This is a genomic window from Pseudomonas sp. SJZ103 (assembly GCF_007828335.1).
Taxonomy (GTDB): Bacteria; Pseudomonadota; Gammaproteobacteria; order Pseudomonadales; family Pseudomonadaceae; genus Aquipseudomonas.
In genome coordinates this window covers 538,641-565,444 of the sequence record NZ_VIUN01000003.1, presented here as the reverse complement: position 1 = coordinate 565,444, position 26,804 = coordinate 538,641, and the positions used below count along the sequence as shown (strand labels likewise).

Sequence of the window (26,804 nt, the reverse complement as noted above, 5' to 3'; positions counted from 1 at the left end):
GCAGGCAAGTCCGCTCCCACATTCACATTTCAGGCGGGCCGCGCAATTCTGAACAATTGTTCTGAATTGGTCTTCTTCCTACTTTCCTGAGAGATAGTTCGCACAGGAAAGCTAGGCCGGGTCATTAGACGCCGGCACCCTGCGGCAACTCGCTCAGGACTACTTATCGTTACAGCTTTCCGTGTGTAAGGAAGCTCACGATATGTTGCGAAACCTACCACTCAGTGCATCAGGCCGGTTGCGACTGCTCGTCGGGGCAGCCTTATGCAGCCAATTACTGATGCCTGCCTTCGCCATGGCCGATCCGGCCTATGACGCGCTGATTATTCAGGCGCGCAACGGCAACTTCACCCCCGCCCTGACCCAATTGCGCCAGTTGTCTGCCGAACGCCAGACGCCAGGCCAGGTCAGCGATCATGTGGTGATCGCCGGTTGGGCCGGCCAGGATGCCGAAGTGTTGAAGGTGTACGAGGCCCAGGGCAAACATCGCAACCTCAGCACCCAGGCGCTTGCCACCGTCGCGCGTACCTATCGCAACCAGCAGCAATGGTCCCAGGCCGAGGCGGTCTATCGCCAGGCGTTGCTGCGTGAGCCGAATAACGTTGACCTGCAATTGGGCCTGGCCCTGACCCAGGCCGACGGCGGCAAGGCTGACGAAGCGCTAAAACGCACCCGCGCATTGGTCGCCGCCAAGCCCGATGACCCTAACCGGCGCATGGCCCTGGGGTACGCGCTGACCCGTGCCGGCTTGGACTACGACGCGCTGTTTGAATTCGACCAGGCGTTTATCCGCGCTGGCGACAAGCCTGAAGTCGCTCGCGAATACATCGTCGCCCTGCAAAAGGCTCGTCTGCCGGAAGCGGCGTTGCGCCTGTCCGCCCAGCGTCCGGGCCTGGTGGACGCGGTGACCCAGCGCCGCCTGGAAGGTGACCTCGCCGCCGAACGGGTGCGCATGGCCGAGTTCGCCACGCGCACCGAAAAAGAACGCTACGTGATTGCCGACCGCGCCCTGGCGGATTACGACAAACTGCTCGCCCGCTGGACGCCTGACGCCAGCGCCCATGACGATGTGGTGCGCTGGCGCATCGACCGCCTGGGTGCGCTCAAGGCACGGGCACGCACTGCCGAAGTGATCAGCGAGTACGAAGCCCTTACGGCCCAAGGTGTGCAGCTGCCGACGTACGCCGTGCGTTGGGTCGCAGCGGCCTACCTCGACCAGCGCCAGCCAGAAAAGGCTGCGCCGCTGTATCGCCAGGCGGTGACCGCTCCGGACGCAGACGTAGGTGATCATGTTAAAGACAGCAGCGCCCTGTTCTACGCCTTGTTGGAAAGCGACCAGGTGGAAGAGGCGCGGGCAGTCGCCAATAACCTGGCCAGCACCGAGAAGCCCCGGGTTGAACTCAAGGGCCTGCCCATCGGCAACCCTAACGATGAATGGATGGACGCCCAGCAGCTGGCAGCCCAGGCCGGTACGTATGGCGCTGACCTCAACGCCAGCGAAGAAAGCCTGGAGGCCCTGGGCAATAAAGCCCCCGGCAGCATCGGCGTACGTCTGGCCCAGGCCGAGATGTACCGTGCCCGTGACTGGCCGAGGCGCGCCGAAGATTCACTCAAGGAAACCGAAAACCAGAGCCCGCGCGACATCGGCGTGGAAATGTCCCAAGGCTTCACGGCGTTGGATTTGCAGGAGTGGCGCCAACTCGACCTGCTCACCGACGATGTCGTCGCCCGCGCGCCGGAAAATCGCCAGGTACAGCGCCTCAAACGCCTGCGCGATGTGCACGACATGGCTGAAGTCCGCGTGGAGGCCTACACCGGTAAAAGCTTCGGGGGCGGCAACGACCAGGAAGCCGGTGCGGTGTCCGGCAGCAGTGACTGGGGCATTGAAACCGTGATCTACACCCCGCCCATCGACGAAGACTGGCGCCTGTTCGCCGGTGTCGGTTATGGCACCGCCGACTTTGCCGAAGGCACTGGTCATCATCGTTGGCAACGCGTCGGCGTGGAGCGGCGTACCCGTGACATGACCCTCGAAGCCGAGGTCTCCAACCATTCCTACGGCTTTGGTTCCAAACAAGGCGCGCGGCTGTCGATTGCCCGGGACATCAACGACCACTGGCAATACGGCGGCAGCCTGGATTACCTCTCGGCCACTACTCCGTTGCGGGCGCTTAATACCGACGTCACGGCCAACGGCGGCAGTGGTTTTATCCGCTGGCGCGCCAATGAGAGCCGGGAGTGGAAACTCACAGTCAGCCCGTCCCATTTCAGCGATGGCAACGACCGGGCCGAAGCCTTGCTCACCGGCCGCGAGGGTGTCTACAGCTCGCCCAAGGTGCAAGTGGAGTTAGGCCTGGACGTCAGCGCCAGCCGCAACAGCAAGGAAGATACGTTGTACTTCAACCCCAAGTCGGACTTCGGCGTGTTGCCCACCGTCACCGTCAACCATGTGCTCTATAACCGCTACGAGACCCAGTGGAGTCAGCAGTTCCAGGTCGGTGCGGGCACCTACAGCCAGCGAGATTATTCCACCGGCGGTGTCGGCCTGATCGGCTATGGCCAACGCTTTCGCTGGAACGACGTGCTGGAAGCCGGCGCCAACCTGAGCCTGGTCAGCCGACCTTATGACGGTGAGCGCGAACGCGATCTGCGCCTGCTCGTCGACCTCACTTACCGTTTCTAGAAGAGCCTGACCATGACCCTCCTCAGCCGTTGCTTGTTGGTCCTGGGTGTATTGCTGGCCGCCGCCTGCGCCCAGCAACCCGCGCCATTCACCCCGCCCGCCGAGCGGCCGATCCTGGCCGCCGAAGCGCCGTGGCCGAAGAACCACTTTTTGGGCATTGCCTACCACGATGTCGAGGACAACGATCCCGACCAGGCAGTGGTGGCCGTGCGCACCGAACGCTTGATCGAGCAGTTGGCCTGGCTACGGGAGAATGGGTACCAGGCGGTCAGTGTGGACCAGGTCCTTGCCGCTCGCCGGGGCGGGCCGACACTGCCGCCCAAAGCCGTCATGCTGAGCTTCGACGACGGTTATTCGAGCTTCTATACCCGCGTGATGCCGATTCTGCGGGCGTATCACTGGCCGGCGCTGCTGGCGCCAGTGGGTAGCTGGATCGATACACCGCTCAACCAACCGGTGGATTTCGCCGGTACGCCCCGGCCCCGTGGCGACTTTCTGACCTGGCAGCAGATTCGCGAAGTGTCCCAGTCCGGCCTGGTGGAAATCGCTGCCCACACCGATGCCAATCACAAAGGCATCCTGGCCAACCCCCAGGGCAACCTGGAGCCCGCCGCCACCACACGGCGCTTTGATCCGGCGACCAATCGCTACGAAACCGAGGCACAGTTCCAGGCACGGATGCGTGCCGACGTGGTCGCGATTTCCAACAAAATCCGTACGGTCACCGGCAAGGCGCCTCGGGTATGGGTATGGCCGTATGGCGCTGCCGACGGCACCTCGCTGGCGGTGGTGGGTGAGCACGGCTATGAGATGGCGCTGACCCTGGACGACGGCCTCGACGACTCGAAAAAACTGATGAACAGCCCGCGCTTCCTGGTGGATTCCGACCCGGACGGCGAGCACTTCGCGAGCAGCATTGTCTCGGTGCAGACCAAGGCCCCGCTGCGCGTACTGCATGTGGATCTGGATCACGTCTACGACCCCGATCCGGTGCAACAGGCGCATAACCTCGACGTGCTGGTGCAGCGTGTGGTGGATATGGGCTCCGTGACCGTGTTCCTGCAAGCCTACGCCGACCCCAAAGGTGACGGCCTGGTACGTTCGCTGTACTTCCCCAACCGGCACCTGCCGATGCGGGCCGACTTGTTCAACCGTGTCGCCTGGCAGTTGCACACCCGTGCCCGGGCCAGCGTGTTTGCCTGGATGCCAGTACTGAGTTTCGACCTTGATCCCAAACTGCCACGCGTCACACGCTGGGATCCGGAAACCGGTAAGGTCGGCCCTGATCCCGACCAATACCAGCGCTTGTCGCCGTTCGATCCGAAAGTGCGGCAGATGATCGGCGAGATTTACCAAGACCTGGCGAGCACCGGCAACAGTGCCATCGATGGCGTGCTGTACCACGATGACGCGCTGCTCAGCGATTTCGAAGACGCCAGCCCCGCAGCGCTCAAGGCCTATGCCGCCAATGGCCTGCCCAACAGCATCGCTGCGCTGCGCGCCGATCCGGCCATCATGCAACGCTGGACCCGTTTCAAGAGTCGCTACCTGATCGACTTCACCAACGAATTGACCGCCAAGTTCCGCGCCATCCGTGGTCCGCAGATACAAACCGCGCGCAATCTCTTCGCCGAGCCGATGCTCAACCCCGGCAGCGAAGCCTGGTTCGCACAGAACCTCGACGATTTCCTCCAGACCTACGACTGGACTGCGCCGATGGCGATGCCGCTGATGGAAGGCGAGACACTCGAGAACTCCAATGCCTGGCTGGAAAAACTGGTGGCGACGGTCAAGGCGCGCCCCGGCGCACTGGAGAAAACCGTATTTGAGCTGCAAGCCAAGGACTGGCGCACCAAGGCCGCACCCGATATCAGCGGTACGCAATTGGCCGAATGGATGAATGTGCTCAAGCGCCAGGGTGTCACGAGTTTTGGCTACTACCCGGACAACTTCCTGGAAAACTCCCCGGACTTGAAGACAGTGCGTCCGGCCCTTTCCAATCAATGGAACCCTTGACCATGTTCGACAGAATCCTGGCTATATTCGTACTCGCGCTGGTATTGGGTGTGCCCCTGGGCCTGATCTTTCTGGTCACCGGGCAGTTCCTGATGGACTTCGTGTTCTTCTATCCGCTGTTCATGTCGGCGTTGTGGATCGCCGGCGGGCTGTACTTCTGGCTGCACTGGGAGCGCCACTGGCCCTGGGAAGAAGACACCCCGGCGCCAACCCTGGCCGGCAACCCGCTGATCTCGATCATCATCCCTTGCTACAACGAAGGGGATAACGCCGCCGACACCATCCATGCGGCGCTGGGCCAGCTGTACCCGAACATCGAAGTGATCGCGGTCAACGACGGTTCCAAGGACAACACCGCCGCCGTCCTCGATGCCCTGGCGCTGGAGCATCCACGCCTGCGGGTGCTGCACTTGGCGCAGAACCAGGGCAAGGCCGTGGCCCTGCGCATGGGCGCGGTGGCCTCGCGCAGCGAATACCTGGTGTGCATCGACGGCGATGCGTTGTTGGATAAAAACGCGGCGGCCTACATGGTCGCGCCGATGCTCGACAACCCGCGCCTGGGTGCCGTGACCGGCAACCCACGCATCCGCACACGTTCGACCTTGATCGGCCGCGTGCAGGTGGGCGAGTTCTCCTCGATCATCGGCTTGATCAAGCGCACCCAGCGCGTATTCGGGCGGATCTTCACGGTCTCGGGTGTGGTGGTGGCGTTCCGTAAAAAGGCGCTGGACCGTATCGACTACTGGAGCACCGACATGATCACCGAGGACATCGATGTCAGTTGGAAGCTGCAGCTCGACCACTGGAGCATTTTCTACGAGCCGCGTGCACTGTGCTGGATCCTGATGCCCGAGACCGTCGGCGGCCTGTGGAAACAGCGCCTGCGCTGGGCCCAGGGCGGTGCTGAAGTGTTGTTCAAAAACATCCGGGGTATCTGGCAGTGGCGCCATCGCTACCTGTGGCCGCTGATGTTCGAATACTGCCTGTCCACCGGTTGGGCCTTCACCTTCCTGCTCTCGGTGATTTTCTGGGGCCTGGGCAAATTCATTGTGCTGCCACCGGCGATCACCGTGGACTCCCTGGTCCCGCCGGCCTTTACCGGCCTGGTGCTGGCGATGGTGTGCCTGGTGCAGTTTGCGGTGAGCATCCTGATCGACCGTCGCTACGAGAAAGACCTGTGGAAAACCCTGTTCTGGACTGTGTGGTACCCGATGGTGTTCTGGCTGGTCAGCCTGTTCACCACCCTGGTCAGTTTCCCCAAGGTGCTGTTCAACCAGCACCAGAAGCGCGCGCGCTGGGTCAGCCCGGATCGCGGTATCAAACCTGTTGAAGAGGAGGCGTGATCATGAAACTGGTCAGAACCCGCCAAAGTACCGTGATGTGGCTCATCGATGTGTTGTTGACCCTGATGGCCTGGGCCGGGTTGGTCTGGCTACTGGCGCGCGGGATCACCTCGATGCTGAACACCCACGGCGGCCCACGCATCGAGGCGCCGATTTTCGCGGCGCTGAACACCTTGCAGATCTACCTGTGGATCGCACTGTTCAACGCCGTGATCCTGGTCACCTGGGCACGCTACCAGCAACGCAAGGGGCGCAAGTTCGCCCAGCGGCGCGCCGAGGCCAAGGCGCTCAGCGATCAGAACCTGAACGAGAGTTTCAGCCTGGCCGAGGGCGACCTGGAGCAACTGCGCCGACCGGGTGTACTGGTGATTCACAACGACGAAGACGGCGGCGTGGCGGAAGTCAAAGCCCACGTCTCCCGCGACGTGGAAAAACAAGGATTGACCCTGGTGCCCGAGAAAAAAGACGTCAGCTAAGGACTGTAAATCCAATCCAATGTGGGAGGGGGCTTGCTCCCGATAGCGGTGGTTCAGCTAATGAATACTTGGCTGACACACCGCTATCGGGGGGCAAGCCCTCTCCCACAATTGTCTATCCACTCGACCTCGAACATGAATGTCGACAAGTGGGACCCAATTCACAAAAACGCCGCGAACTATTCGGTTCTTTTCGGTACTAACTTATCTCGGAAGAACTTAGTGGCCAAATACTGGCAGTTATAAGTTCATTCGATAAATCGCCATCAAAAGAGCTGCCGCCTGTCGGAATAGTACTTCGAGTTTCAGGCCGCCTGTATTTTTGATGATTATTTATTGTTAGTAATCAACTAGTTGTGAGATTAACGAGTGCGAATGTGCAACTGGCTCAGCTTCTTGGGTTGGCGCAAGTTCAATGTTAGTTTCGCGGCCCTTGATTTTCGACGGACCGAATATGTTTTTTTTATTGCCACGGACTCGGTATTTCCTCTGCACGTTGCTGCTCGCCTATATGAGCGCAAACAGTGCCATGGCCGCTCCTACGCCCGGGGACCAGGACCTGATCCGCGACCGTCAGAATCGCCTACTCGAAGAGCAACAGCGGCGCCTGCAGGAACTCCAGGATCTGCCCGGCAAAGCGGCCAAGCCCGAGGCCCCGGCCACGCCGGCAGATACCCGTTGCTTCCCCATCCAGGACATCGAACTCAAGGGCGCCGACAGCCTGTCCGCCGCCGACCGTACCCGCCTGCTCAAACCGTACATCGGCCAATGCCTGGGCGTTACCCAGCTCAACGAACTGCTCAAGGTCATCACCGACTACTACATCGCCAAGGGCCACGTCACCAGCCGCGCCTACCTGCCGCAGCAGGACCTTTCCAGCGGCCATCTGCAGGTGCTCGTAGTCGAAGGCAAACTGGAAGGCATCAAGGGCGCCCAGGGCAGCACGGTCACCGACCGCGAGCTGGCGATGGCGTTTCCCGGCAAGGTCGGTGAAGCGCTCAACCTGCGCGAAGTCGAACAATTGGTGGATCAACTGAGCCGCCTGCCGTCCAAACAGGCGCAAATGGAACTGACCCCCGGCACCCAGATCGGCGGCAGCGAAGTGCTGGTCAAGAACCAGCCGCAAAAACCCTGGCGCGCCAGCCTGTCGCGCAACAACGACGGCCAGAAAAGCACCGGCGAACAGCAATGGGGCGCCGGCCTTGAGTGGGACAGCCCGCTGGGCCTGGCCGATCAACTGATCCTGCGCGGCGGCCACGACGCCATCAGCGACCATCAGAAAACCTCGAAAAACAGCATGCTGTATTACAACGTGCCGTGGGGCTGGTGGAACTTCAGTTACACCTACAGTGAGAGCGAGTACCGCACGCCGGGCGACCTTGACGGCTACAAGTACAAGCAAACAGGCGACAGCCAGAACCACCAGCTCCGTGCCGAGCGCGTGGTGCATCGCGATGACGTGAGCAAGACCTCGGTCAACGTCGGCCTGACCCATCTGCGCACCAACAACTACTTCAACGACGAGCGCCTGGACGTCAGCAGCAACCGCCTCAGCGAGTTCCAGGTGGGCATCAACCACGGGCGCCGCATCGGTAGCGCCTTCGTCAACCTGGATGTCGGCATGCAGAACGGCACCGGTGCCTTTGACGCCCAAAAGGACGACCAGGAACGCATCCGCGGCAACCTCACCCCAACCCCGCGCTACCGCAAATACACCGCCACAGTGAGCTACCTGCAACCCTTCATGCTGTGGGGCGAATCGTTGAGTTTTTCCAGCCTGGCCACCGGACAGCGCAGTGAAGACGTGCTGTATCCGGCGCAACGCATGAGCCTCGGCGGCTCGTACTCGGTGCGCGGGTTCAAGGACCAGCAACTGACCGGCGACAGCGGCGGCTACTGGCGCAACGAAGTGCGCTGGGCACGCCCGGTGACCCTCGACTGGATGCGCCCCGCCTTTGCCGAATACGGCGCCAGCGTCGGCTATGACCAGGGCGTGATTCGCAACGATCGCTACAACGATGACCAGCACGGCAGGGTGTCGAGTAACTCCCTGGAGCTGTTCGCTCGCGGCAAAAACGTCAGCACCAGCGTGACCTTTGCCCACTCCCTGGAGCGACCTGGCGTGATGACCGAGCGCGAAGCGCCGATCTATTTCCGCCTGGATTTCTACCTGTAATTCAACGCCCCCAGCCTTTGAGATTTTGAATATGGACGTTCGCCCCGTTACCGCCCTGAAAACCCTGAGCCAACGCGGCCTGGCCTTGATCCTGGCCAACGCGCTGTTCTGGCAGCCACTGCTGGCCCAGGCCGAAGGGATCGTGGTCAGTGGCCCGGGCACCACGGTCGGCCAGGCGGGAAACGGCGTGCCGGTGGTGAACATCGCCACGCCTAATGGCAGCGGCCTGTCCCACAACCAGTTCAAGGACTACAACGTCGGCCCCAACGGCGTGATCCTCAACAACGCCAACAGCATTGTGCAAAGCACGCAACTGGGCGGGATCATTGTCGGCAACCCGAACCTCAAGGGCGGCGCGGCGAATGTCATCCTCAACGAAGTCAAAGGCGGTAGCCCCAGCCAATTGCGCGGCTACACCGAAGTGGCGGGCCAGTCGGCCAAGGTCATCGTCGCCAACCCTTACGGCATCAGCTGCAACGGTTGCGGCTTTATCAACACCCCCAACGTCACCCTGACCACCGGCAAGCCAATTATCGATCAGGCCGGGAAACTGAAAAGCTACCAGGTCGACGGCGGCGCCGTGACCATCGACGGCCAGGGCCTGAACGCCAGCAACGTCGACCGCTTCGAGATCATCACCCGCTCGGCCAAGATCAATGCGCAAATCAACGCGCGCCAGTTGACCGTGATTGCCGGGCGCAATGACGTCGACGCCCAAAGCCTGAAAACTACCGCGCGCGCCGACGACGGCAGCGCCAAGCCGGAACTGGCCATCGACTCGTCGGCCTTGGGCGGCATGTATGCCGGTGCGATCAAACTGGTGGGCACCGAAGCCGGTGTGGGCGTGAAGCTCGACGGCACCCTGGCGGCCAGTGGTGGTGATATTCAGCTCGACGCCAACGGCCACCTGAGCATGGCCCAGGCCGCCGCCAGCGGTGCGGTGGACATCAAGGCCGCGAGTCTGGAGACCAAGGGCGCGGTGTACGCGGGCACCACCCTCAAGGCACAGACCAAGGGCACCCTGAAAAACAGCAAGACCCTCGCCGCGCGTGACAGCATCACCCTGGCCAGCAATGGCCAGTTGACCAACAGCGGCATCGTCGAGGCCGGGGTCAACGCCGACAACACGCGCAACACCGTCGGCGACGTCAAGCTCGAGGCCCAGCACATCAGCAACACCGGCACGATGATCGCCAATCGCGAGCTCAGCGCCACCGCCAATACCCTGGACAACCAGGGCGGTACCTTGAACGCCAAACAGGTGCTGAACGTCACGGCCGGCAGCGTCGATAACCGCAATACAGGTCGACTGCTCAGCGACGGTGCACAAACCCTCAACGTCAGCGGCCTGCTGGACAACAGCCAGGGCGGTATCATCGACAGCACCGGTGCGTTCACCCTCAACGGCAATACCCTGGATAACAGCACCGGTAGCCTGACCGCCGGCGGGGCGATCACCCTGGATTTGATCGGCGACCTGATCAACCGTAACGGCAAGCTGGCCAGCGCCGGGCCGCTGCTGATCCAGCGCGCCGCGCACATCGATAACCAGGGCGGCAAACTCGCCAGCCAGGGCTTGCTGACGGTATTCGCCAACAGCATCGACAACCGTAACACCGGCACCCTGGCCGCCAACGATGGCCTGACCCTGACCACCAGCGGCCTGTTGCAAAACAGCGGCAACGGCCTGATCCATAGCGAAAACTCTGGCGTGACCATCACCGCCGGTACGCTCGACAACGACGGTGGCCGCATCGCCGCCAAAGCCGGTGATGCGCAGATCGACGCCACTGACTTCAACAACGGCAGCGGCGCGCTGTTTGCTCGGGATCGCGTGCACCTGACCGGTAAGAATGTGGATAACGGCGGCGAGATCGCCGGCAACCGGATCGACGTCAGCCTGGACGGCGCATTGACCAACCGTGGCTTGATCGAAAGCGCCACGACGCTCGATGTCGCGACCGCCAGCCTCACCAACAGCGGGCAAATGCGCGCCCTGGGTCCCAGCGGTAAAACGCGCTACGCCATCGGTGGCCTGCTCAACAACAGCGGTAGCCTGGAGACCGCCAACGAGCAATTGAGCCTCGCCGCCACTCGCTTCCAGAACACCGGTGGCAAGGTGTTGCATGTGGGCACCGGGGTGCTCGACCTCAGTGGCATCAGCCTCGATGACGTGGGTGGCAGCCTGGTCACCAACGGCGACCTGACCTTCGACAAAGTCAATTGGACCAACAGCACCGCGATCCAGGCTGGGCGCCTGACCGTCAACGTCGATAACCTGCAACAGACCGCCACCGGCAAACTGCTCGGCACCCGCGCCCTGGTCGGCAGCGGCAAGGACTGGACCGTGGGCGGCAGCGTCGCCAGCCAGGGCAGCCTGGATCTTTCGGTGGGCAACCTGCTCAATGACCACGGGCTGGTCTTCAGCGGCGGCGACATGAACCTCAAGGTCGACCGCCTGAAAAACCTCGGCGCCGCGATCTACGCCATGGGCAACCTGCGCGTCGACCGCGACGGCCAGGGCGGCCTGGCCGCCAGCATCATCAACAGCTCGGGCACCATTGAAAGCGAGCGCAACCTGATCCTGGCTGCCAGCACTATCAACAATATCCGCACCGTGCTCACCACCGAGTCTGGCATCTACAGCGCCTCCATCACGCCCATCGCCTGTATCGACGGGGTGACCGGTGGCGACTGCGAAGGCGGCAAGCAGAACCGGCCGTTCCAGATTACCCAGCGTGATCACTTCATCGTCAGCGATGCCACGGCAGCGTCCAGCATTACCTCGGGCGGCAACATGCTGCTCACCGGCGGCACCTTGCTCAACAGCAGCAGTAGCATCGCTGCCGGGGGCGCCATGACCGTGCGCGTCGACCAACTGAGCAACGTCGGCCTCGTGACCCACGACACCCAATACGACCGCATCTTCACTTCCGAGCGCGAGCGCAAGCCGGGGGGCTGGAACCGCGAGGCGGCGGCCTTCACCCAGCGCTATTCGGCGGGCAACAACATGGACGGTGTGGAAGCCGCCATGGCCGCGTTCATCGGCAAAATGGAGAGCGAAAAGACCGACCTGCGCAAAACCACCCAACTGATGGTGCCCGACCAGAGCTACGCCGCCGTCATCCAGGCCGGCGGCAGCGTAGACGTGAAGGCCCAGGCCGGCATCGACAACAGCGTCGTGCAAGGTGGCTACACCTACGTCGGCAGCGGCGCCAACACCAAAGCGCCGGGTTACTCGACCCAGGTCACGCTCAACCCGCAATTGCCGCCGGACGTTGCCCAGCAACAGGTCAACCCGCTGGGCCTGCCCGGCTTCGACCTGCCCACCGGCCAGAACGGCCTGTTCCACCTCAACGACCGCGATGGCGCAACCGGGCTGCCCACCAGCCAGTTCGCGGCCAACCCGCACAAGTACTTGATCGAAACCAACCCGCTGCTCACCGACATGCGCAAGTTCATGAGCTCGGACTACATGCTGACCAAGCTCGGCTACGACCCCGACACCGCGCAACGTCGCCTGGGCGACGGCTTCTATGAACAACGCCTGATCCAGCAAGCCGTGCTCGCCCGCACCGGCCAGCGTTTCATCGATGGCCAGACCAGCGACGCCGACCTGTTCAAGCACCTGATGGACAACGCCATCAGCAGCAAAAGCGCGCTGAATTTGTCCGTAGGCGTGAGCCTCACCGCCGAACAAGTCGCCGCCCTGACCCACGACATCGTGTGGCTGGAAAACGCCACCGTCGCCGGCCAACAAGTGCTGGTGCCGGTGCTGTACCTGGCCCAGGCGAATAACCGCCTGGCGCCCAATGGTGCGTTGATTTCCGGCACTGACGTCAACCTGATCACCGGCAGCAACCTCAACAACGCCGGTACGTTGCGCGCCACCGGCAGCTTGTTGGCGAACGTCGGTGGCAACCTCACCAACAGTGGGTTGATGGAAGCCGGTGGTCGCCTCGACCTGCTCAGCGGCAACAACCTGACCAACCGCGCAGGCGGTGTGATCAGCGCAGGCAACGTCAACCTCGCCGCCGGCGCCGACCTGCTCAACGAACGCAGCGTCACCACCCACGAAAGCGCCAGCAACTACCGCACCGAACGCAGCGACTTCGTCGACAGCGCCGCGCGCATCGAATCGGCCAACGATTTGGCCATGCAGGCTGGCGGCAACGTCAACAACGTCGGCGGCGTGCTCAAGAGCGGTGCCGACACCACGGTCAAGGCCGTGGGCGACGTCAACATCACCGCCTCGAAAACCCTCGACAGCGGCGCCATCGGCAACCGTTCCAGCTTCACCACCATCGCCCAACAGGGCTCTGTGGTCGACGCTGGCCGCGACTTGCATGTGATCGCCGGGCGCGATATCAGCGCCATCGCCAGCCAGGTCGAAGCCAAGCGCGACGTCAACCTGATTGCCACCCGCGACCTCAACGCCATCGCGGCAGCCAACGAGCAACACTCCACGGGCAACACGAAAAAGGTCAAGAGCATCGAAGACCACGTGCAGCAAGTGTCCAGCGTGATCAAGGCCGGCGGTGACGCCACCCTGAGCGCCGGGCAGAACCTGCAACTGGTCGCCAGCCAGGTCAATGCCGGCAACGAGGCGTACCTGGTATCCGGCAAAAACCTCGAGCTCAAAGCCGCCGAAAATCAGGACTACAGCTTCTACAGCAAGACCAAGAAAACCTCCCAGGGCAAAAAATTCCGCCTGGATGAAACCGACGTCGTGAACAACGTTGGCAGCCTGGTCAGCGCGGGGACGAACAGCACAGTCGTCGCCGGTGCAGACCTGCTGCTGGCCGGCAGTGCCGTCACTGCCGAAAAAGGCGCCACGCAACTGGTCGCCGGCCAGGACGTGAACATCCTCGCCGTCAGCAACGCCGACAGCGCCCGTCACGAACGCAAGGAAAGCAAAAGCAGTTGGGGCGGCCTGAAGTCGAGCAAAGTCCAGGACAAAGTCGACGAAAAACGCACCACCGCCATGGGCAGCATGGTCTCCGGCGAAACCGTCACCGTCGCCGCCAAACGCGATGCCACGGTCACCGGCTCGTCCCTGGTCAGCACCGGCGACCTAGCCGTCCAGGCCGGCCGCGACCTGACCATCGACGCGGCGCAAAACACCTTCGCCCGCACCGACATGCACAAGGAAAAAAATCGCGACCTCACCGGCGTGCTGACCGGCAACAAGCTCGGTTTGGACGACATGACCGGCAACCAGAAGCTGTACATCAACAGCTCGAAGCACAACGGCACGGCCAATGAAATGACCTTGACCGGCAGCACGATTGGTTCGAGTGCGGGCAATGTGTCGTTGACGGCGGGGCGTGAGTTGAAGGTGGTGGCCAGTGATCTGGTGAGCACCAAGAACATGGAGTTGAGTGGGGCTGATGTCACCGTTACTTCGGGGATGGAGACGGCCAGTCAGACCAGTAAGGACAGTTCCAAGAGCTTGGCGGTTGGGCGGGTGATCGCGGGCTCGGTAGTGGACACCGCCACCAGCATGCGCGACGCCGTCAAAGCGGCCCGTAGCGCTGATGACCCACGACTCAAGGCAGTCAAAATCGCCCAGGCAGCCCTCGCCGCCTACAACCTGAATGGCCAGGCTTCGGACGCCAATGCGCAAAGCTCCGGCTTCAAAAACAAAACCGGCGGCACGCCCGGCAACGGTTCGTTGATTAAGATCGGCACCGAACTGGCCAATAACCGCAGCAAGAACAGCAGCGAATTCAACAGTTTCACCGCCAAGCAGAGCACGCTCAACGCAGGGCAAGACTTGTCGATCGTTGCCACGGGCGCTGCGGCGGGTACTCAGGGTGATATCCAGATCACCGGCAGCAGCTTGAAAGCCGCCAACACGTTGTTGTTAGCCAAAAACGATGTGTTGATGCAAAGCGCACAGAACACCACCGACCGCAAAAACGAAGGGTCGAAAAATAAAACCGCCATTGGCGCCAGCTTCAATATTGGCGAGCAAAACGGCTTCACCCTCGACCTCGGAGCGCAGGGTGCCAAGAACAATGGCAACGGTAACTCCGTCACTCAGGTCAATAGCACCCTCGATACAGGCAGCCTGTTGTTACAAAGCGGTGGCGATACCACCCTCAAAGGCGCCCAGGTTCGCGCGGACCGTATCAAGGCAGATATTGGCGGCAACCTCAATATCATCTCCCTCCAGGACACCGAGTCGTCGCGCAGCAAACAGAGCAGCGCAGGCTTCGGCGCGAGTATCTGCGTCCCTCCGTTCTGCTACGGCTCTACCGTAGCGGGCTCGGCGAACCTTGCCGCCGCGAATATGAACAGCGACTACAAGGGCGTGACCGACCAGAGCGGTTTGTATGCGGGCACGGGCGGCTACGACATCAATGTCGGCAAGAACACCACCCTGCAAGGCGCGGTCATTGCCAGTGGGGCGTCAGCTGATAAGAACCGCCTAAGCACTGACCGCCTGATCGTCAGCGACATCAAGAATGTCAGCGAAATCAAAAGTCAGTCTGCCGGTATTTCGGTGTCTTCCAGCAGTACCAGCGGTGCGTCGATGGGCGGCAGCATCCCGATAGCGCTCAAGGAGAAAGACCATAGCTACACCCGTAGCGCGGTCAGCGAAGGCACGATTGTGGTTCGCAATTCCGAAGGCGCCAATGACCTGGTGGGGCTAAATCGCGATACCGCCAACGCCAATCAGAAACTCGACCGGCCTGATGAAAAGGCCATGCAAGAGCGTATTGACCTGATCCAAAGCTCGGCGCAGTTGGCCAGTGGGGTGATCAGTGCGGTAGGCAGGGCGAAAGCCGATGAGGCCAAGAAGCTTGGGCAGGCGGCGAAGGAACAAGCAGACGCAGGCGCGCCTGGTGCTGCTGATACCGCCCGTGCCGCCGATCTGGCTTATTCGGAAGCCAAGCGTTGGCAGTTCGGCGGCGACAAGAAAATGATGGCCGATATCGCGACGGGACTGATCGCCGCGGGCCTTGGTGGCGCGCCCGTCGGTACGACAGTCGGTATCGTTGCCAATACCGCTTCCAGCGAGATCTTCAAACGAGTGGGTGATTACGCCGAGGCGCAATCCCTGAACCCGAAATCGGACGCGGCCACCCGAGCCGCATGGGCAGAAGGTGGAGCAGCACGCGTCATGTTGCACGCGTTGGCAGGTGCCGCCATGGGGTTGTCCAGCGGCAGCGTGCAAAGTGGCGCGTTGGGGGCCGGTGCTTCCGCCGCGTTGATGCCCTCGATTGCAAAGGCGCTGGAAAACAGCAAATTATCTGAGGCCAGCCAGGACAACATCGCCGCGTTGGTAGCGACCGGGATAGGCGCTGGAGCAGGTGCCGGGAATGGTATCGGCGGCGCGGCTGTCGGGAGTGGGACAGGTTACGGCGTCGAAGTATTCAATCGCCAACTTCACCTGACCCAAGAGGTGCCACTACTCAAGAAGAAAGCTGAAGAGTTAGAGAAAACTTGGCGCAAGCCAAAATCGGATGCCTCGTGGGAAGACTTGCTGCGTATGGCAGCAGGATCAAAGGTCGATGCCGTCGAAAACGCCCGTTTAGATGCGCTTGAAAAGAACTGGGGCAATGACCCGACGCGGGATTGGCTGGATCGTGATTTGGCGATTGCCAGAGACGCGATTCAAGAATTGGCGGACCAGAAAATTCCATTAACGTGGAAAGACGGCACCGCAATTATTGCCAATGGTTCTGCAGTTTATGCGTTCAACTCCACCAAAGAGCAGTTTGTAGACACGAGCCTTTTTAATGGCTTGGGCGACGGCCTTTATGGCGAATTGAGCTCATTTGACAAATGGGTTCAATACGGTCGGGAGCAGGCAGATGCTCATGCGACAGAAATCATTAACGTCTCGACCAACGAAATGGCTTCAAAAGACGCGATGTCGAGGCTGTTGTTATTAGCTAGGAAATCGGCTGAACCGGTCACGGCGGTGGATGAGGCGGCCCTTTCGCTCACAGGTGTAGGTCTGGGAGCGAGGATTTCGGCGGCGATTGCCGCTGCCTTTGCGAAAAGGAAATTGGCGACGGAGGCGTCAGGTGAGGTTTTCGTCCTTGGGGCAAACGGTGCAAAAGCCGGTTCTCCAGAAACTGTCACCTACTTCAGGGTTGAGGGCGGCGGATCTGGCACTAAGACCAGTCAGAACCGTATTACTGCCAATGAGGATGGAACCATCACCATCAACCCTGGTTGCGCAGGGCAAATTTGCGTAAGTGTTGGCAATGCCGATCACGCTACGTACTACTTGACGAACAAGCGACCTGATGGCTCTGTAGTGGTTTTTGACGTTAATGCTGGTCTTCATAAGGAAATTATGGACAGAGTAGTCCCTCAGCGGCCTGTCGCTGGTATGACGAAGGATCCTGATGCACCTAAGAGGGTAGACAAGGACCAGCCCGGTTACTCCCTCGAGCTACCCAAGATTTGGGAGTCGCTACTCGAAAAGAACTCTAGTAATGCTCGTGTTTATACACAGGATGAATTTTTCAAGGAGTTCAAGCAATGAAGGTGAACCAGACAGTTTTTGATGATCTTTGGAATGGAGAGAGAAGTATCTGCTTTTTTGTACACTCTGGAAGATGTTATTGGGTGATAGATGAGAAATATAATTTCTCCCTTGACGCGGAAAAAGACTATCGCGCCTATCTTGAAGATGGCGATATAACCCAGGAGCAATACGAGCAGTCTTGCAAGAGCTTCAGGGGCGGTATTCTGAAAATGACTTCGGAAAATTTTCCGCAGTATCTAGATGATTCAAGTGAAAAGATTCTAACTTCAAGCGATTTGAAAAATTTTATAGAAGCGGATTATGAGGTTTTTGAAAAAGCAGAACATTATTTTTTAACCGGTGAGGGTTTGTCACCAGCCCTATTTAAAAAGGCCAATATCATTCATTCCAGGTTTCCTAAGTTCTACATAAATTTCGACAGAAAGATTTTTATGCATATGGATGACGTGCGTGCTCATGAAAATCTAGCGTATTCGGACTGGATTGCTGAATGCTTTGATTTTAGCTTTTTGATCCCTGCTCGTGAGCGGTACTGGATAGTGGCGGGTAATGACTATTGGAAACTTCGGTTTATATAAAGCGAGAAAGGTGCCAAAGGGCCGGGTTCTGCTGGTACGGGCACGACGGCGGGGAGTGATGTTGCAAGTACAACGCTTAAAGCTGGTGTTTTTTGGAATAAAACAACAGTTCTACGAAAATAGGGGTCAAACCACGGTTACATTAATGGTGGTCTGACCCCTATTTTCTCGCGATTCCGCTCCCCAGCTCGGTTCATAGTAAGCAACCGGGATGGGGTATTTGGCATCCCGAACATTCAGGTTAATAGGTCACGTGATGATTAATGATTTAGGTGGGCTAATAAAATATTCCGAAAAAATAGCTGCTAGGTTTTCCGTCATTGCCTCAGAAATAAAGCTGTGTTCTCCTGGTTACTCAAAGAATTATTTGTCCTCGCTGAGGGAGGATGGACAACATTTTCCTGATGACTATCTGGTGTTGCTTGAGCGCGTGCAAGTGCTCGGCGTTTCAATAGGCCAATTGAATTTATGGCCAGTACCTTACGGGCGGCGCGAGTTATCGTCCGTCCTGATAGAGGCAAACAGAAGCCCTGAAAATCCATGGCTTACATTTTACAATGATAACGAAATTGTTGAGGTTGCACGTTGGGAAGCCAATATTATTTGTTTAGGGCGAAAAGACTCCAGTAATAACGGCAAAGTCTACTTCTTGGATATAAGTTCTGGTCGTAAGTTGAGTTTGCGGCCAATGGCAGACTCTTTTGAACAACTGATTATTGTCGCGAGCAATTTGCATGAAGTCTCAATAGATTATGAGGAAGAACCAGAATCCGGCGTACAGGCGTTTTCTTTGCGCTTAGTAACTCTTGGAATTAAGGCGGATTCTTCCGCTTTATGGCTTGAGCTGTTGAATGAGGCACTTTACTAATGGAAAGTCGCCCGTCGGTGTCTCTTTTCTAGTTAATAGGTCGGGAAATCAGAAGTCGGGGGCAGACCACATTTTTATAAAGTTCCCAAGTAAGCGGGAAAATTTTCTTGGTGGCGTGGCGGGCGTAATTACTGTAGTTATTGATGCTTTTTAAAAATCCATTTTTTTGGATTGTTTTTTTCGTGGGTTTTATATGCGGCTATGCTTAAGTCTCTGAAATTTTAAGGGGTTAATGTTGGAATAGGGGCAGACCACGATTAGTGCACCAATGTATATTGGTGGTCTGACCCCTATTTTCCACTAACTACTGGTGGGGTGAGCGTCGGACTGCCAACGGTTCAATGGCCGTATCCTTCTTGTCAGGCTACTTGAAAGACGAACTTCCAGAGGCTGCCACGAGTAACGCGCTAAGTATGGGGTTTGAAAAATTTGCAGTCGCGAAAGGTGTAACACCTGAAAACGCTTCGAGACTTTCTAGTGCTTTAGGAACAGCGGGGGCGTGGGATAAGTTGGTTGAAGGGCTCAGGGATGCTATTAAGGGTGAATAATATGATCGAAAATTTTTACAGATATAGGCATGGCATTGGCCTAGTTTTATTGCTAGGTGCGCTACTGAATGGGTTTTTACGCTTTGATGGTAGTTGGAAAAGATTTTTTACTATGGTTCTGGTTCAGTTGTGGTTTGGCCAAGCGGTCTACAATTATGCGCGGGGACATAGAGTCGCTATAGCGCCGGGAGGTATGAGTAGAGATGCCAACCCGGAGTGGCGAGCGGTATTAGCCGGCTTTGCGTTATTTCTGTATGGTGTCGTCTTCTTTTTGGGGTTTTGATACCTAGTAGAAAGTGAAAGATCGGGGCAGACCCCTATTTTTCATTTTCACTCGCCAAGTGATTTTTTGCCATAAAATCAGGGGGGTAATTATGAGTTATGAGCATAAAGCATTTATTTTTGATATTGATGGTTTCAATCGTGAGCTTAAGCCGTTGTTGGAGAGCTGTTTGCGCTCGGGAAGTATCGATCAGGTGCGGGATTTCATTGTTTCTAATAGGCAGTCTCTAGTTGATCCATATGAAGGTTTCGCGTTAGAGGATGGCTGGGAAGATATGCTTGAAAGCAAGGATGTTCATCAGTATGGAGATTTCGCACTTACGAAATATTATTCGCCCACTGATGACCGAGGGCTTGGCTTATGGTGGAGTATTTCTCAAGAACTGTTTTCTGATAAGGGTAAATTAAGTTTCTTGCCTTTTTTAGGTGCTCCGTTAGGTTCGGGATCAAATTTCTTTGATCCTGGGAAAATGGGTTCTTACTTTCAGGCTCAACATGAAGTGAGCGAAAGCCTAAGTAAGGTTTTGGAGGTCGAAGTAAAAGTTCCAGATGATGCGCTTGAGGCTGTTAGAGAATTTAAAAAAATGCTTGAGCAGTCGATCGACGAAAAAAAGGGGGTGTATATAACTTTTTAAAAAAGAAAAATCGGGGTCAGACCACCGTTATAATCCTTAGCCAGCTAACAGCGATTAAAGGTTATGTGGATTGGCGAGCCCAGCAGTAATATGCGCGGCGCCAGCATTTGCATTATTAAGGATGATCAATGAAACCCGCAAAATTCTCCCTCCAGGCCTTCCTGATGGCCTGCCTCATACCCGGCTGGGGCCTGGTGTATGTAGGTCGCACGCAGTGGGGTATCCGGGTCGCAGCGTTGTTGCTCGGCGGGGTCGCGCTGATGGGCGCCTTGGGGTTGGTCACTACGCCCCTTGGGCTGTATGCATTCTTCGCTTTCGTCATCACGGTCAAACTGACCTCTGCCATTGTGTCCGCCGTGTTGGCCCGTCGCTACAGCGGTCCGCCCAATGTGCCGCGTAAACGTTTCCATGCTCTTTACGTCGGTGTGGTGGTGATCCTGGTGCTGACGCTGGACGTCTTTCGGGTGCCGTTGCTGGGCTTCAAAAACTATTACATTCCGTCGGGGTCGATGGCTCCGACGTTGTCGATTGGCGACTACATCATGTCGGACCTGCGGGCTGGCGATCCCAAAGTGGCGGATATCGTGGTGTATCGCTGGAATGGCACCGAGGCGGTAAAACGGGTGGCGGGAATCGGTGGTGACACTCTGGCCATCGTCCATGGCGAGTTGATCCGCAACGGTGAGAACCTGGGTTTGTTTCACGCACCGGCTGAGCGCGTCAAAAAGGACTACTCCCTTGAGTTGGCGCCACTCCAGGTAGCGCCGGGGCATGTGTACCTGTTGGGCGACAACCGGGATGTCAGCAACGACAGCCGCTTCATGGGGCAGGTCGCGCTTGAGGATGTGGTGGGCAAGGTCACCGGCATCTGGTTCTCGAATGAACGAGCGCGTATCGGGACGACGTTTCCATGAGCCTTTCGAGTATCGGCTGTCGGATCGCCCAGTGGCTGTGCCTGCTGCTGATGTGCGTCAGCGCCATCGCGTTCATCCTGGCCTGGGCCTACCTCTATCGTGATTCGTCTTGGTTGGGCACGGCCGCGGCGGGTTTCGTCTGGGGTGGGATCGGGTTGTTGTTCGCGTGTGTGTTTGAACGGTCTCGAACCGCCGCCGCCACGCTGCGATTCATGCTGACTCGGACATCGGCGTTGCTGGTGTTTGCGGCCGGGGTGGCCTATCTGGTTGGCCTGCTGTGGGTCGGGCCGGAGCAGGACTTTATGGACGCTCAGTTAAAGGGCGCGTCGTGCGGTAAGTACACGGGCACGATTGAGAAAGGGTGGGAGCAAATCTGCGCCCGTTCACATTCAGAACAGCCACAAACGCCATGAGGTTAAAGTCACCGCGTATGGACGCGAGCGGGCATGTACAACGTGTGCCGGCCTCAATGACATCTCTTCGACTTTTGGATAAATGACTGTATGAGCGAATCAGTATCGGCCGCAGGCACCTGGAATCTCGCCAGCCCAGGCAAGCGCCTGCTCGGCTATTTCATCGATATGGCCGTGGTGCTTTTCCTGCTGTTTTTGAACCGAAACCTGGACTACGCCTATTTCTATCTGGGCTCTGCAGGAGGCCCGGCATTGTTTGATGCCCTCCACTATGTGCTGCTGTTTTCAGCCTTCGGGTACTACTTGTTTTGCGATGCCTTGCCCAATGGCCAGAGCTTGGGCAAGCGGGTATGCGGCACGGCCGTGGTGGGTTACCCGTACCCCACGAACTGCACGCTGTTCCAGTCGTTCCTGCGCAATTTTCCGAAGCTGCTGTTCAGTGTGTTGGACGGTCTTTTTGTACTGTTCGGCCTGCGTCGTCGCTTGGGCGATATGTTGGCCAAGACGATCGTCGTCAATACCTGAGCAGGGCGGCCTGGACGGGCCGCCCGGTTTAACTCAGGACGGGTTGGCGTTCAGCCTGCGACTGATCACATCCAACAAATCACAGCCGTCGCGCAGCGGAATCGCCAGCAGATGGGCAAAGTCCTGCAGCACCACGGCATCGCTGCTGAGCTGATCGCGGAAGGCCAGGTTTTCCAGGAGTTGGGTGACGGCTTGGATGCGATGCACAGCGGCGTCGTGGAGGACGTCGAGGGGGGCTTGGGTGTCGATGAGCAGGGCGGGGACGGTGCAGTCGTGGCCGGTCAGGGGCATGTAACGGTTCATAATTGGCACTCTGTTAAGTGGTTGAGGCCACCACTCAATCGTCGCCAAACGAATGGGTGGCAGCTGTACGCAGGTTGGCGAACCGGCAACAGAGTAAACCGGCAGACCCGAAGGTCTCCCGCGCACAGCCGCCATAAAAGGCACGGCTTTGCGGGTGCAAAAACACCTGCATGAAAGCGGATTGCTTTTGCACTCTGTTGTCAGGTCGCCAAACCTGATCGCCATTTGGACGACGGCCGGACTATAAGCCCCTCACCCAAAACCGCGCAAGGCATCAGGGTAGTGGCACAATGCCTCATGCAATGCCATCCGCTGCCGACACACTGGCGATGCACAGACGCATCAAAAATCTGAACCGGCCTTCGCCGGCGTTTTCGAAACCGCCCCACCGCTACCCACAAGGAAGAAATACATGATCAAGTTGTTCTGCAAAGCCGCTGTCGTTGTGTCCCTGGCCACGCTGTTTGGCTGTTCTTCGACGCCGTCGGTAGAGAAGATGCAGGCTGACGTGGCGAGCTATTCGCTGCCCAAGGCTGCTGTGGCCGATAAAGGCTTGGTGTATGTCGTACGCCCTAGCAACGTCGGGATGCTGGTACGGTTCAACGTGTTTCTGGATGACAAGGAAGCCGACTCGGAGATGGGTTACAACCGCGGTAACCAATACATCTATTTTTTCGTGACGCCGGGCAAGCATGTGATCAGCTCCAAGGCTGAAAACTGGGCGGACATGCCAATCGACGTCAAGGCCGGTCAGGTGGTTTACCTCAAGCAGGAAGTCGAAATGGGCTTCGCCGTGGCGCGCAACAGTCTCAAAGTACTGAGCGATCTGGAAGGCCGTTATCTGGTCAAGGATGCGTCCTTGGGCACCGTGGCAAAAGAAAGCAAGTAACTAAAAACGCTTTAGACGGCCGGGCCCCGAGCTCGGCCGTTGTCGCTGTTCATCCGCCCTGCACACTTAGCTTGATAAGGGGCTGACACGCGATTCTTCAACCCTCGTTGACTGACCACGACATAAGCCGGAGTGGCACCGTATGGACGCAAATCCCCCGCTAAGCGCCTGACCCTTCCGGCCCGCAATTATTTAGACCCAAGGAAGCTGTCAATGAAACTGTATCGTCTGTTTATCTCACTCACTGCACTGGCGACCTGCACCAGCAGCTTCGCCGCGGCGCCTGCCCTGCAAAGTTTTCTCGCCTGCGACCAGAACTCCCTGGCGGTGGTAAGCCAGTCAGGGCTCAAGGAACGTGTTGCCCATAAGCTGGAGAACGGCAAGATCACGCTCAGCGGCGGCACACAATCCGATATGGGCCAGCGCTGGATGTTCGACACGCCACTGACGCTTGACGGTATGACCTTGACCGGCTTTTTCGCCGAAGACCAGGACCTGATGGGCTCGCGCATCATCAACTGGGGTTTCTACACCGAGCAGGCGCCCGACGCGCTTTACGCACAACTGAGTAAAGTACCGGGTACGGCGTTGGAGAAAGCCAACGGTATCTACGCGCGTGCGCAGATCTGGTCGCACAAGCAATCAGCCTGGGTGCCGGAAGGCGGCGATGACAACGCGGGCAAGCTGGTCACCGATACCGCCGAACGCATCTTGATGGTCGAGCCCGCACCCGGTGACCTGGCCAAGGCCAGCAATGGCATGATCACCTGTTCGGTTCAGGGTGCGGTGAGTGCAGCGATGCTCAAGACCACTCGACCTGACCTGATCAAGTGAACTGAGACCGGCAAGGATACCGCGGGCATGCTCAATGCCTGCGGTGTTCTCTGGTTTTTCGCGAGCAAGCTCGCTCCTACAGGGGGCGGGGTTACAGCAACTTGCGCTGCACCGGTTCATCCAGCGTACTGCGCGTCAGCGCCTCGACCACTTCCCGTGTATCGCTCTGGAACGGGATGCCCACGATCTGCACCAGGCACGTACGCCGGGTGCAGCGCGCGATGGCCCTGGAGGGCGGTCATGTTGAATTTGAGCGTGACGTCCTGCTCGCCCATAACTTGAGGGAATGTGCGCCACCGCACGGCATCCGACGAAACACCTTGAGAAGCGCCCTCAACCCCGTAAAATGCCGCGATTGTTTAAAGCACGATACTTTTCAGGGATGAATTCAGACATGCGCGCGTTTGCCGTATTCCTCTGCGTCTGCCTACTGGCGGGCTGCGCCTCCAAGCCGGAGTACTACATCTCGCCGGCGCCGGTCACCATTCCCAAGACAGCCACTTACTGGCTCGACACGTTTGATGTTGAGGTGGTGGGCAAGAACGAGCGTTTCTTGCCGGATGACAAGGTTCGCCAGCAACTCGGTGTCGATCTGGTCGACCGCCTGCTCAGCGCCAAGCGCTATGCGACCAGCAAGGAAAAGGCCGATTACCTGCTGGATATCAGCATCGTCTACACGCGCCATATCCCCGACTCCAAAGGCGGCCTCTCGACGTTGATCGTTGATGACAACACCATTCTGGCCGCTGTCGATTTCAGTTATCGGGTCAAGGTCAGGAAGGGGGCTGGCGAGGTCCTGCATTTTGCCAAGACGCGTAACAACCTCGTGCCTGCCGGTGTGATGGGTGAAGCGCAAAAATGGAAGACCATGGGCGGCATCATCACCAACTCCGGTAACTCGAGCGTCGAGCGTTTTTATACCGGCGTGTTGAGCCGCGACATCGTCGATGATCTGCGCGACATCCCGTCTCGCTAACGTTGCCCACTACCGATTTATCACCCCCAGGAGCACTACGTGAACACACTGTCCAAAATCCTGCTGTCGGGCCTCACCGCCGCAGCGCTGTTGACCGTGGCCGGTTGCGCCACGGAGAGCAACCGCGCCATGCCGGTGGAACAAGTCGCCAGCGCCAACGTCGCCTATTCCGGCGTGCGCGTGCCCATCGCCGTAGGCAAGTTCGACAACCGCTCCAGCTACATGCGCGGCATCTTCTCCGACGGCGTCGACCGCCTCGGTGGCCAGGCCAAGACCATCTTGATCACCCACCTGCAGCAGACCAACCGCTTCAGCGTGCTGGACCGCGACAACATGGGTGAAATCTCCCAGGAAGCCGCGATCAAAGGCACCGCGCAGAAGCTCAAGGGCGCTGACTACGTGGTGACCGGCGACGTGACCGAGTTCGGCCGCAAAGAGACCGGCGACCGCCAGCTGTTCGGCATCCTCGGCCGTGGCAAAACCCAGGTGGCCTACGCCAAAGTCGCACTGAACATCGTCAACATCAGCACCTCCGAAGTGGTGTATTCCACCCAGGGCGCCGGTGAATACGCGCTGTCCAACCGTGAAGTGGTCGGCTTCGGCGGCACCGCCAGCTACGACTCCACCCTCAATGGCAAGGTCTTGGACCTGGCCATGCGCGAAGCCATCAACCGCTTGGTCGACGGCATCAACGCCGGTGCCTGGAACCCACGCAACTGATCAGCAACCTCTCAAGGAGCAGTACACGGATGAGCAAGGCAGTGAAGTTGGCGCTGATGCTGACAGCAATCGCGGCGGTCGCCGGGTGCCAGACGGCGCCCCAACCCCTGTATCAATGGGAAAGCTACCAGCCGCAGGTTTACGAGTACTTCAAGGGCGAGCCCAAGGAAGCGCAGGTCGAGGCGCTGGAGCGTGATCTGCAAAAGATCAACGCCAGCGGCCGCAAGGCGCCGCCGGGTTACCACGCGCACCTGGGCATGCTGTACCTGAGCATGGGCAAGGATGACCAGATGGTGCAGGAGTTCCGCACCGAGAAGGCGCTGTTTCCCGAGTCTGCCTCGTACATGGACTTCCTGCTGAAAAACGCCAAGACCGGAGTGGCCACTAAATGAGCCTGTTAAAACTCACCGGCGCCTTGCTGGCCCTGGCTTTGCTCGGCGGTTGCGCAGCCCCCAAGACCATTGACTACACGGCGTACAAGCAGGCGCGGCCCAAGTCGATCCTGGTACTGCCGCCGATCAATGAGTCGCCGGAAGTGCAGGCCTCGTACAGCCTGGTCTCGCAAGTGACCTACCCGCTGGCCGAAGCCGGCTACTACGTGTTGCCGATTGCCCTGGTGGACGAAACCTTCCGCCAGAACGGCCTGACCACCGCCAACGATATCCAGGGCGTGCCACCGGCCAAGCTGCATGACATCTTCGGCGCGGACGCGGCGCTGTACATCACCGTCAGCGAGTACGGCACCAAGTACATGCTGATCTCCAGCGACACCGCGGTGACGGCCTCGGCCAAACTGGTGGACCTGCGCACCGGCACCACCCTGTGGACCGGTTCGGCGCGTGCCTCCAGCGAGGAAGGTAACAACAACAGCGGCGGCCTGATCGGCATGCTGATCACGGCGGCGGTCAAGCAAGTGATCAACAGCTCCACCGATGCGGCGCACCCGATTGCCGGCATCACCAGTGCACGCCTGCTGTCGCCGGGCCAACGCGCCGGGATCCTGTACGGCCCGCGTAACCCGAAGTACGGCACGGACTGATATCCGGGTTCTGAGAACACCACGGTCCAAATGTGGGAGGGGGCTTGCCCCCGATAGCGGTAGATCAGTCAGTACAT

Annotated in this window: 20 protein-coding genes; 19 read left to right on the top strand and 1 reads right to left on the bottom strand. The window is 58.9% G+C overall.

From position 1 onward, the window contains the following. Positions 1-202 precede the first annotated feature (202 nt). The 13 genes from pgaA (at position 203) to FBY10_RS10580 (ending at position 21,966) form a co-directional block, all read left to right on the top strand. Positions 203-2,683: a poly-beta-1,6 N-acetyl-D-glucosamine export porin PgaA gene (gene pgaA / locus FBY10_RS10640; RefSeq protein WP_145335709.1), complete on the top strand. Its 2,481-nt coding sequence runs from the start codon at positions 203-205 to the stop codon at positions 2,681-2,683. A gap of 12 nt (positions 2,684-2,695) precedes the next feature. After that, a complete protein-coding gene (gene pgaB / locus FBY10_RS10635) occupies positions 2,696-4,699 on the top strand; it encodes a poly-beta-1,6-N-acetyl-D-glucosamine N-deacetylase PgaB (RefSeq protein ID WP_131700502.1) in 2,004 nt (667 codons plus the stop codon). A 2-nt stretch (positions 4,700-4,701) separates the two neighbouring features. Next, positions 4,702-6,042 carry a poly-beta-1,6-N-acetyl-D-glucosamine synthase gene (gene pgaC / locus FBY10_RS10630; RefSeq protein WP_131700503.1) on the top strand — a complete coding sequence of 447 codons (1,341 nt, stop codon included), beginning with the start codon at positions 4,702-4,704 and terminating at the stop codon, positions 6,040-6,042. A gap of 2 nt (positions 6,043-6,044) precedes the next feature. Beyond that, positions 6,045-6,518, top strand: a complete 474-nt coding sequence (gene pgaD, locus FBY10_RS10625) for a poly-beta-1,6-N-acetyl-D-glucosamine biosynthesis protein PgaD (RefSeq protein WP_131700504.1) — start codon at positions 6,045-6,047, stop codon at positions 6,516-6,518. Positions 6,519-6,972: 454 nt separating this feature from the next. After that, on the top strand, positions 6,973-8,694 hold the full coding sequence (locus FBY10_RS10620) for a ShlB/FhaC/HecB family hemolysin secretion/activation protein (protein WP_131700505.1): 1,722 nt from the start codon (positions 6,973-6,975) through the stop codon (positions 8,692-8,694). Between the two features lie 31 nt (positions 8,695-8,725). Continuing rightward, entirely contained in the window at positions 8,726-17,200 is an 8,475-nt protein-coding gene (locus FBY10_RS10615; protein WP_256663404.1) for a hemagglutinin repeat-containing protein, read from the top strand. Beyond that, positions 17,197-17,781: a hypothetical protein gene (locus tag FBY10_RS10610; RefSeq protein WP_145335711.1), complete on the top strand. Its 585-nt coding sequence runs from the start codon at positions 17,197-17,199 to the stop codon at positions 17,779-17,781. Before FBY10_RS10615 ends, FBY10_RS10610 begins: the two co-directional genes overlap by 4 nt. 253 nt (positions 17,782-18,034) lie before the next feature. Further along, positions 18,035-18,649, top strand: coding sequence for an SMI1/KNR4 family protein (locus FBY10_RS10605; protein WP_145335713.1), 615 nt, complete (start codon positions 18,035-18,037; stop codon positions 18,647-18,649). Positions 18,650-19,198: 549 nt separating this feature from the next. Further along, on the top strand, positions 19,199-19,480 hold the full coding sequence (locus FBY10_RS10600; RefSeq protein WP_145335715.1) for a hypothetical protein: 282 nt from the start codon (positions 19,199-19,201) through the stop codon (positions 19,478-19,480). 91 nt (positions 19,481-19,571) lie between these two features. Beyond that, the gene (locus tag FBY10_RS10595; protein ID WP_145335717.1) at positions 19,572-20,114 is read left to right on the top strand and encodes a hypothetical protein; all 543 of its coding nucleotides are present in this window, start codon (positions 19,572-19,574) and stop codon (positions 20,112-20,114) included. 128 nt (positions 20,115-20,242) lie between these two features. Continuing rightward, complete coding sequence (gene lepB, locus FBY10_RS10590) at positions 20,243-21,028, top strand: signal peptidase I (RefSeq protein ID WP_145335719.1); 786 nt, start codon at positions 20,243-20,245, stop codon at positions 21,026-21,028. Further along, positions 21,025-21,441 (top strand): hypothetical protein, encoded by a 417-nt coding sequence (locus FBY10_RS10585; RefSeq protein ID WP_145335721.1) that lies wholly within the window; start codon positions 21,025-21,027, stop codon positions 21,439-21,441. The genes lepB and FBY10_RS10585 overlap by 4 nt, the downstream gene beginning before the upstream one ends. A gap of 90 nt (positions 21,442-21,531) precedes the next feature. Further along, positions 21,532-21,966 carry an RDD family protein gene (locus FBY10_RS10580; protein WP_145335723.1) on the top strand — a complete coding sequence of 145 codons (435 nt, stop codon included), beginning with the start codon at positions 21,532-21,534 and terminating at the stop codon, positions 21,964-21,966. A gap of 33 nt (positions 21,967-21,999) precedes the next feature. Here the strand turns inward: FBY10_RS10580 and FBY10_RS10575 are convergent, their stop codons facing one another. Next, positions 22,000-22,257, bottom strand: coding sequence for a hypothetical protein (locus FBY10_RS10575; RefSeq protein ID WP_145336111.1), 258 nt, complete (start codon positions 22,255-22,257; stop codon positions 22,000-22,002). A 508-nt stretch (positions 22,258-22,765) separates the two neighbouring features. Here FBY10_RS10575 and FBY10_RS10570 point away from each other — a divergent pair. From FBY10_RS10570 to FBY10_RS10540, 6 genes are all read left to right on the top strand, one after another. Beyond that, positions 22,766-23,158 carry a DUF2846 domain-containing protein gene (locus FBY10_RS10570; RefSeq protein ID WP_178116736.1) on the top strand — a complete coding sequence of 131 codons (393 nt, stop codon included), beginning with the start codon at positions 22,766-22,768 and terminating at the stop codon, positions 23,156-23,158. A 213-nt stretch (positions 23,159-23,371) separates the two neighbouring features. Further along, on the top strand, positions 23,372-23,992 hold the full coding sequence (locus tag FBY10_RS10565; protein ID WP_145335727.1) for a hypothetical protein: 621 nt from the start codon (positions 23,372-23,374) through the stop codon (positions 23,990-23,992). Positions 23,993-24,386: 394 nt separating this feature from the next. Beyond that, entirely contained in the window at positions 24,387-24,968 is a 582-nt protein-coding gene (locus FBY10_RS10555) for a hypothetical protein (RefSeq protein WP_145335731.1), read from the top strand. A 39-nt stretch (positions 24,969-25,007) separates the two neighbouring features. Then, on the top strand, positions 25,008-25,688 hold the full coding sequence (locus tag FBY10_RS10550; RefSeq protein ID WP_027608087.1) for a CsgG/HfaB family protein: 681 nt from the start codon (positions 25,008-25,010) through the stop codon (positions 25,686-25,688). 29 nt (positions 25,689-25,717) lie between these two features. After that, positions 25,718-26,080: a DUF4810 domain-containing protein gene (locus FBY10_RS10545; RefSeq protein ID WP_145335732.1), complete on the top strand. Its 363-nt coding sequence runs from the start codon at positions 25,718-25,720 to the stop codon at positions 26,078-26,080. Then, positions 26,077-26,727 carry a DUF799 domain-containing protein gene (locus tag FBY10_RS10540; RefSeq protein ID WP_131697032.1) on the top strand — a complete coding sequence of 217 codons (651 nt, stop codon included), beginning with the start codon at positions 26,077-26,079 and terminating at the stop codon, positions 26,725-26,727. Before FBY10_RS10545 ends, FBY10_RS10540 begins: the two co-directional genes overlap by 4 nt. Positions 26,728-26,804 lie beyond the last annotated feature (77 nt).

Excerpts from the sequence above, each read along its gene's own strand:
- pgaA (WP_145335709.1), top strand. The coding sequence starts at position 203 with ATGTTGCGAAACCTACCACTCAGTGCATCAGGCCGGTTGCGACTGCTC.
- pgaB (WP_131700502.1), top strand. The coding sequence starts at position 2,696 with ATGACCCTCCTCAGCCGTTGCTTGTTGGTCCTGGGTGTATTGCTGGCC.
- pgaC (WP_131700503.1), top strand. The coding sequence starts at position 4,702 with ATGTTCGACAGAATCCTGGCTATATTCGTACTCGCGCTGGTATTGGGT.
- pgaD (WP_131700504.1), top strand. The coding sequence starts at position 6,045 with ATGAAACTGGTCAGAACCCGCCAAAGTACCGTGATGTGGCTCATCGAT.
- FBY10_RS10620 (WP_131700505.1), top strand. The coding sequence starts at position 6,973 with ATGTTTTTTTTATTGCCACGGACTCGGTATTTCCTCTGCACGTTGCTG.
- FBY10_RS10615 (WP_256663404.1), top strand. The coding sequence starts at position 8,726 with ATGGACGTTCGCCCCGTTACCGCCCTGAAAACCCTGAGCCAACGCGGC.
- FBY10_RS10610 (WP_145335711.1), top strand. The coding sequence starts at position 17,197 with ATGAAGGTGAACCAGACAGTTTTTGATGATCTTTGGAATGGAGAGAGA.
- FBY10_RS10600 (WP_145335715.1), top strand. The coding sequence starts at position 19,199 with ATGATCGAAAATTTTTACAGATATAGGCATGGCATTGGCCTAGTTTTA.
- FBY10_RS10595 (WP_145335717.1), top strand. The coding sequence starts at position 19,572 with ATGAGTTATGAGCATAAAGCATTTATTTTTGATATTGATGGTTTCAAT.
- lepB (WP_145335719.1), top strand. The coding sequence starts at position 20,243 with ATGAAACCCGCAAAATTCTCCCTCCAGGCCTTCCTGATGGCCTGCCTC.
- FBY10_RS10585 (WP_145335721.1), top strand. The coding sequence starts at position 21,025 with ATGAGCCTTTCGAGTATCGGCTGTCGGATCGCCCAGTGGCTGTGCCTG.
- FBY10_RS10580 (WP_145335723.1), top strand. The coding sequence starts at position 21,532 with ATGAGCGAATCAGTATCGGCCGCAGGCACCTGGAATCTCGCCAGCCCA.
- FBY10_RS10575 (WP_145336111.1), bottom strand. The coding sequence starts at position 22,257 with ATGCCCCTGACCGGCCACGACTGCACCGTCCCCGCCCTGCTCATCGAC.
- FBY10_RS10570 (WP_178116736.1), top strand. The coding sequence starts at position 22,766 with ATGCAGGCTGACGTGGCGAGCTATTCGCTGCCCAAGGCTGCTGTGGCC.
- FBY10_RS10565 (WP_145335727.1), top strand. The coding sequence starts at position 23,372 with ATGAAACTGTATCGTCTGTTTATCTCACTCACTGCACTGGCGACCTGC.
- FBY10_RS10555 (WP_145335731.1), top strand. The coding sequence starts at position 24,387 with ATGCGCGCGTTTGCCGTATTCCTCTGCGTCTGCCTACTGGCGGGCTGC.
- FBY10_RS10545 (WP_145335732.1), top strand. The coding sequence starts at position 25,718 with ATGAGCAAGGCAGTGAAGTTGGCGCTGATGCTGACAGCAATCGCGGCG.
- FBY10_RS10540 (WP_131697032.1), top strand. The coding sequence starts at position 26,077 with ATGAGCCTGTTAAAACTCACCGGCGCCTTGCTGGCCCTGGCTTTGCTC.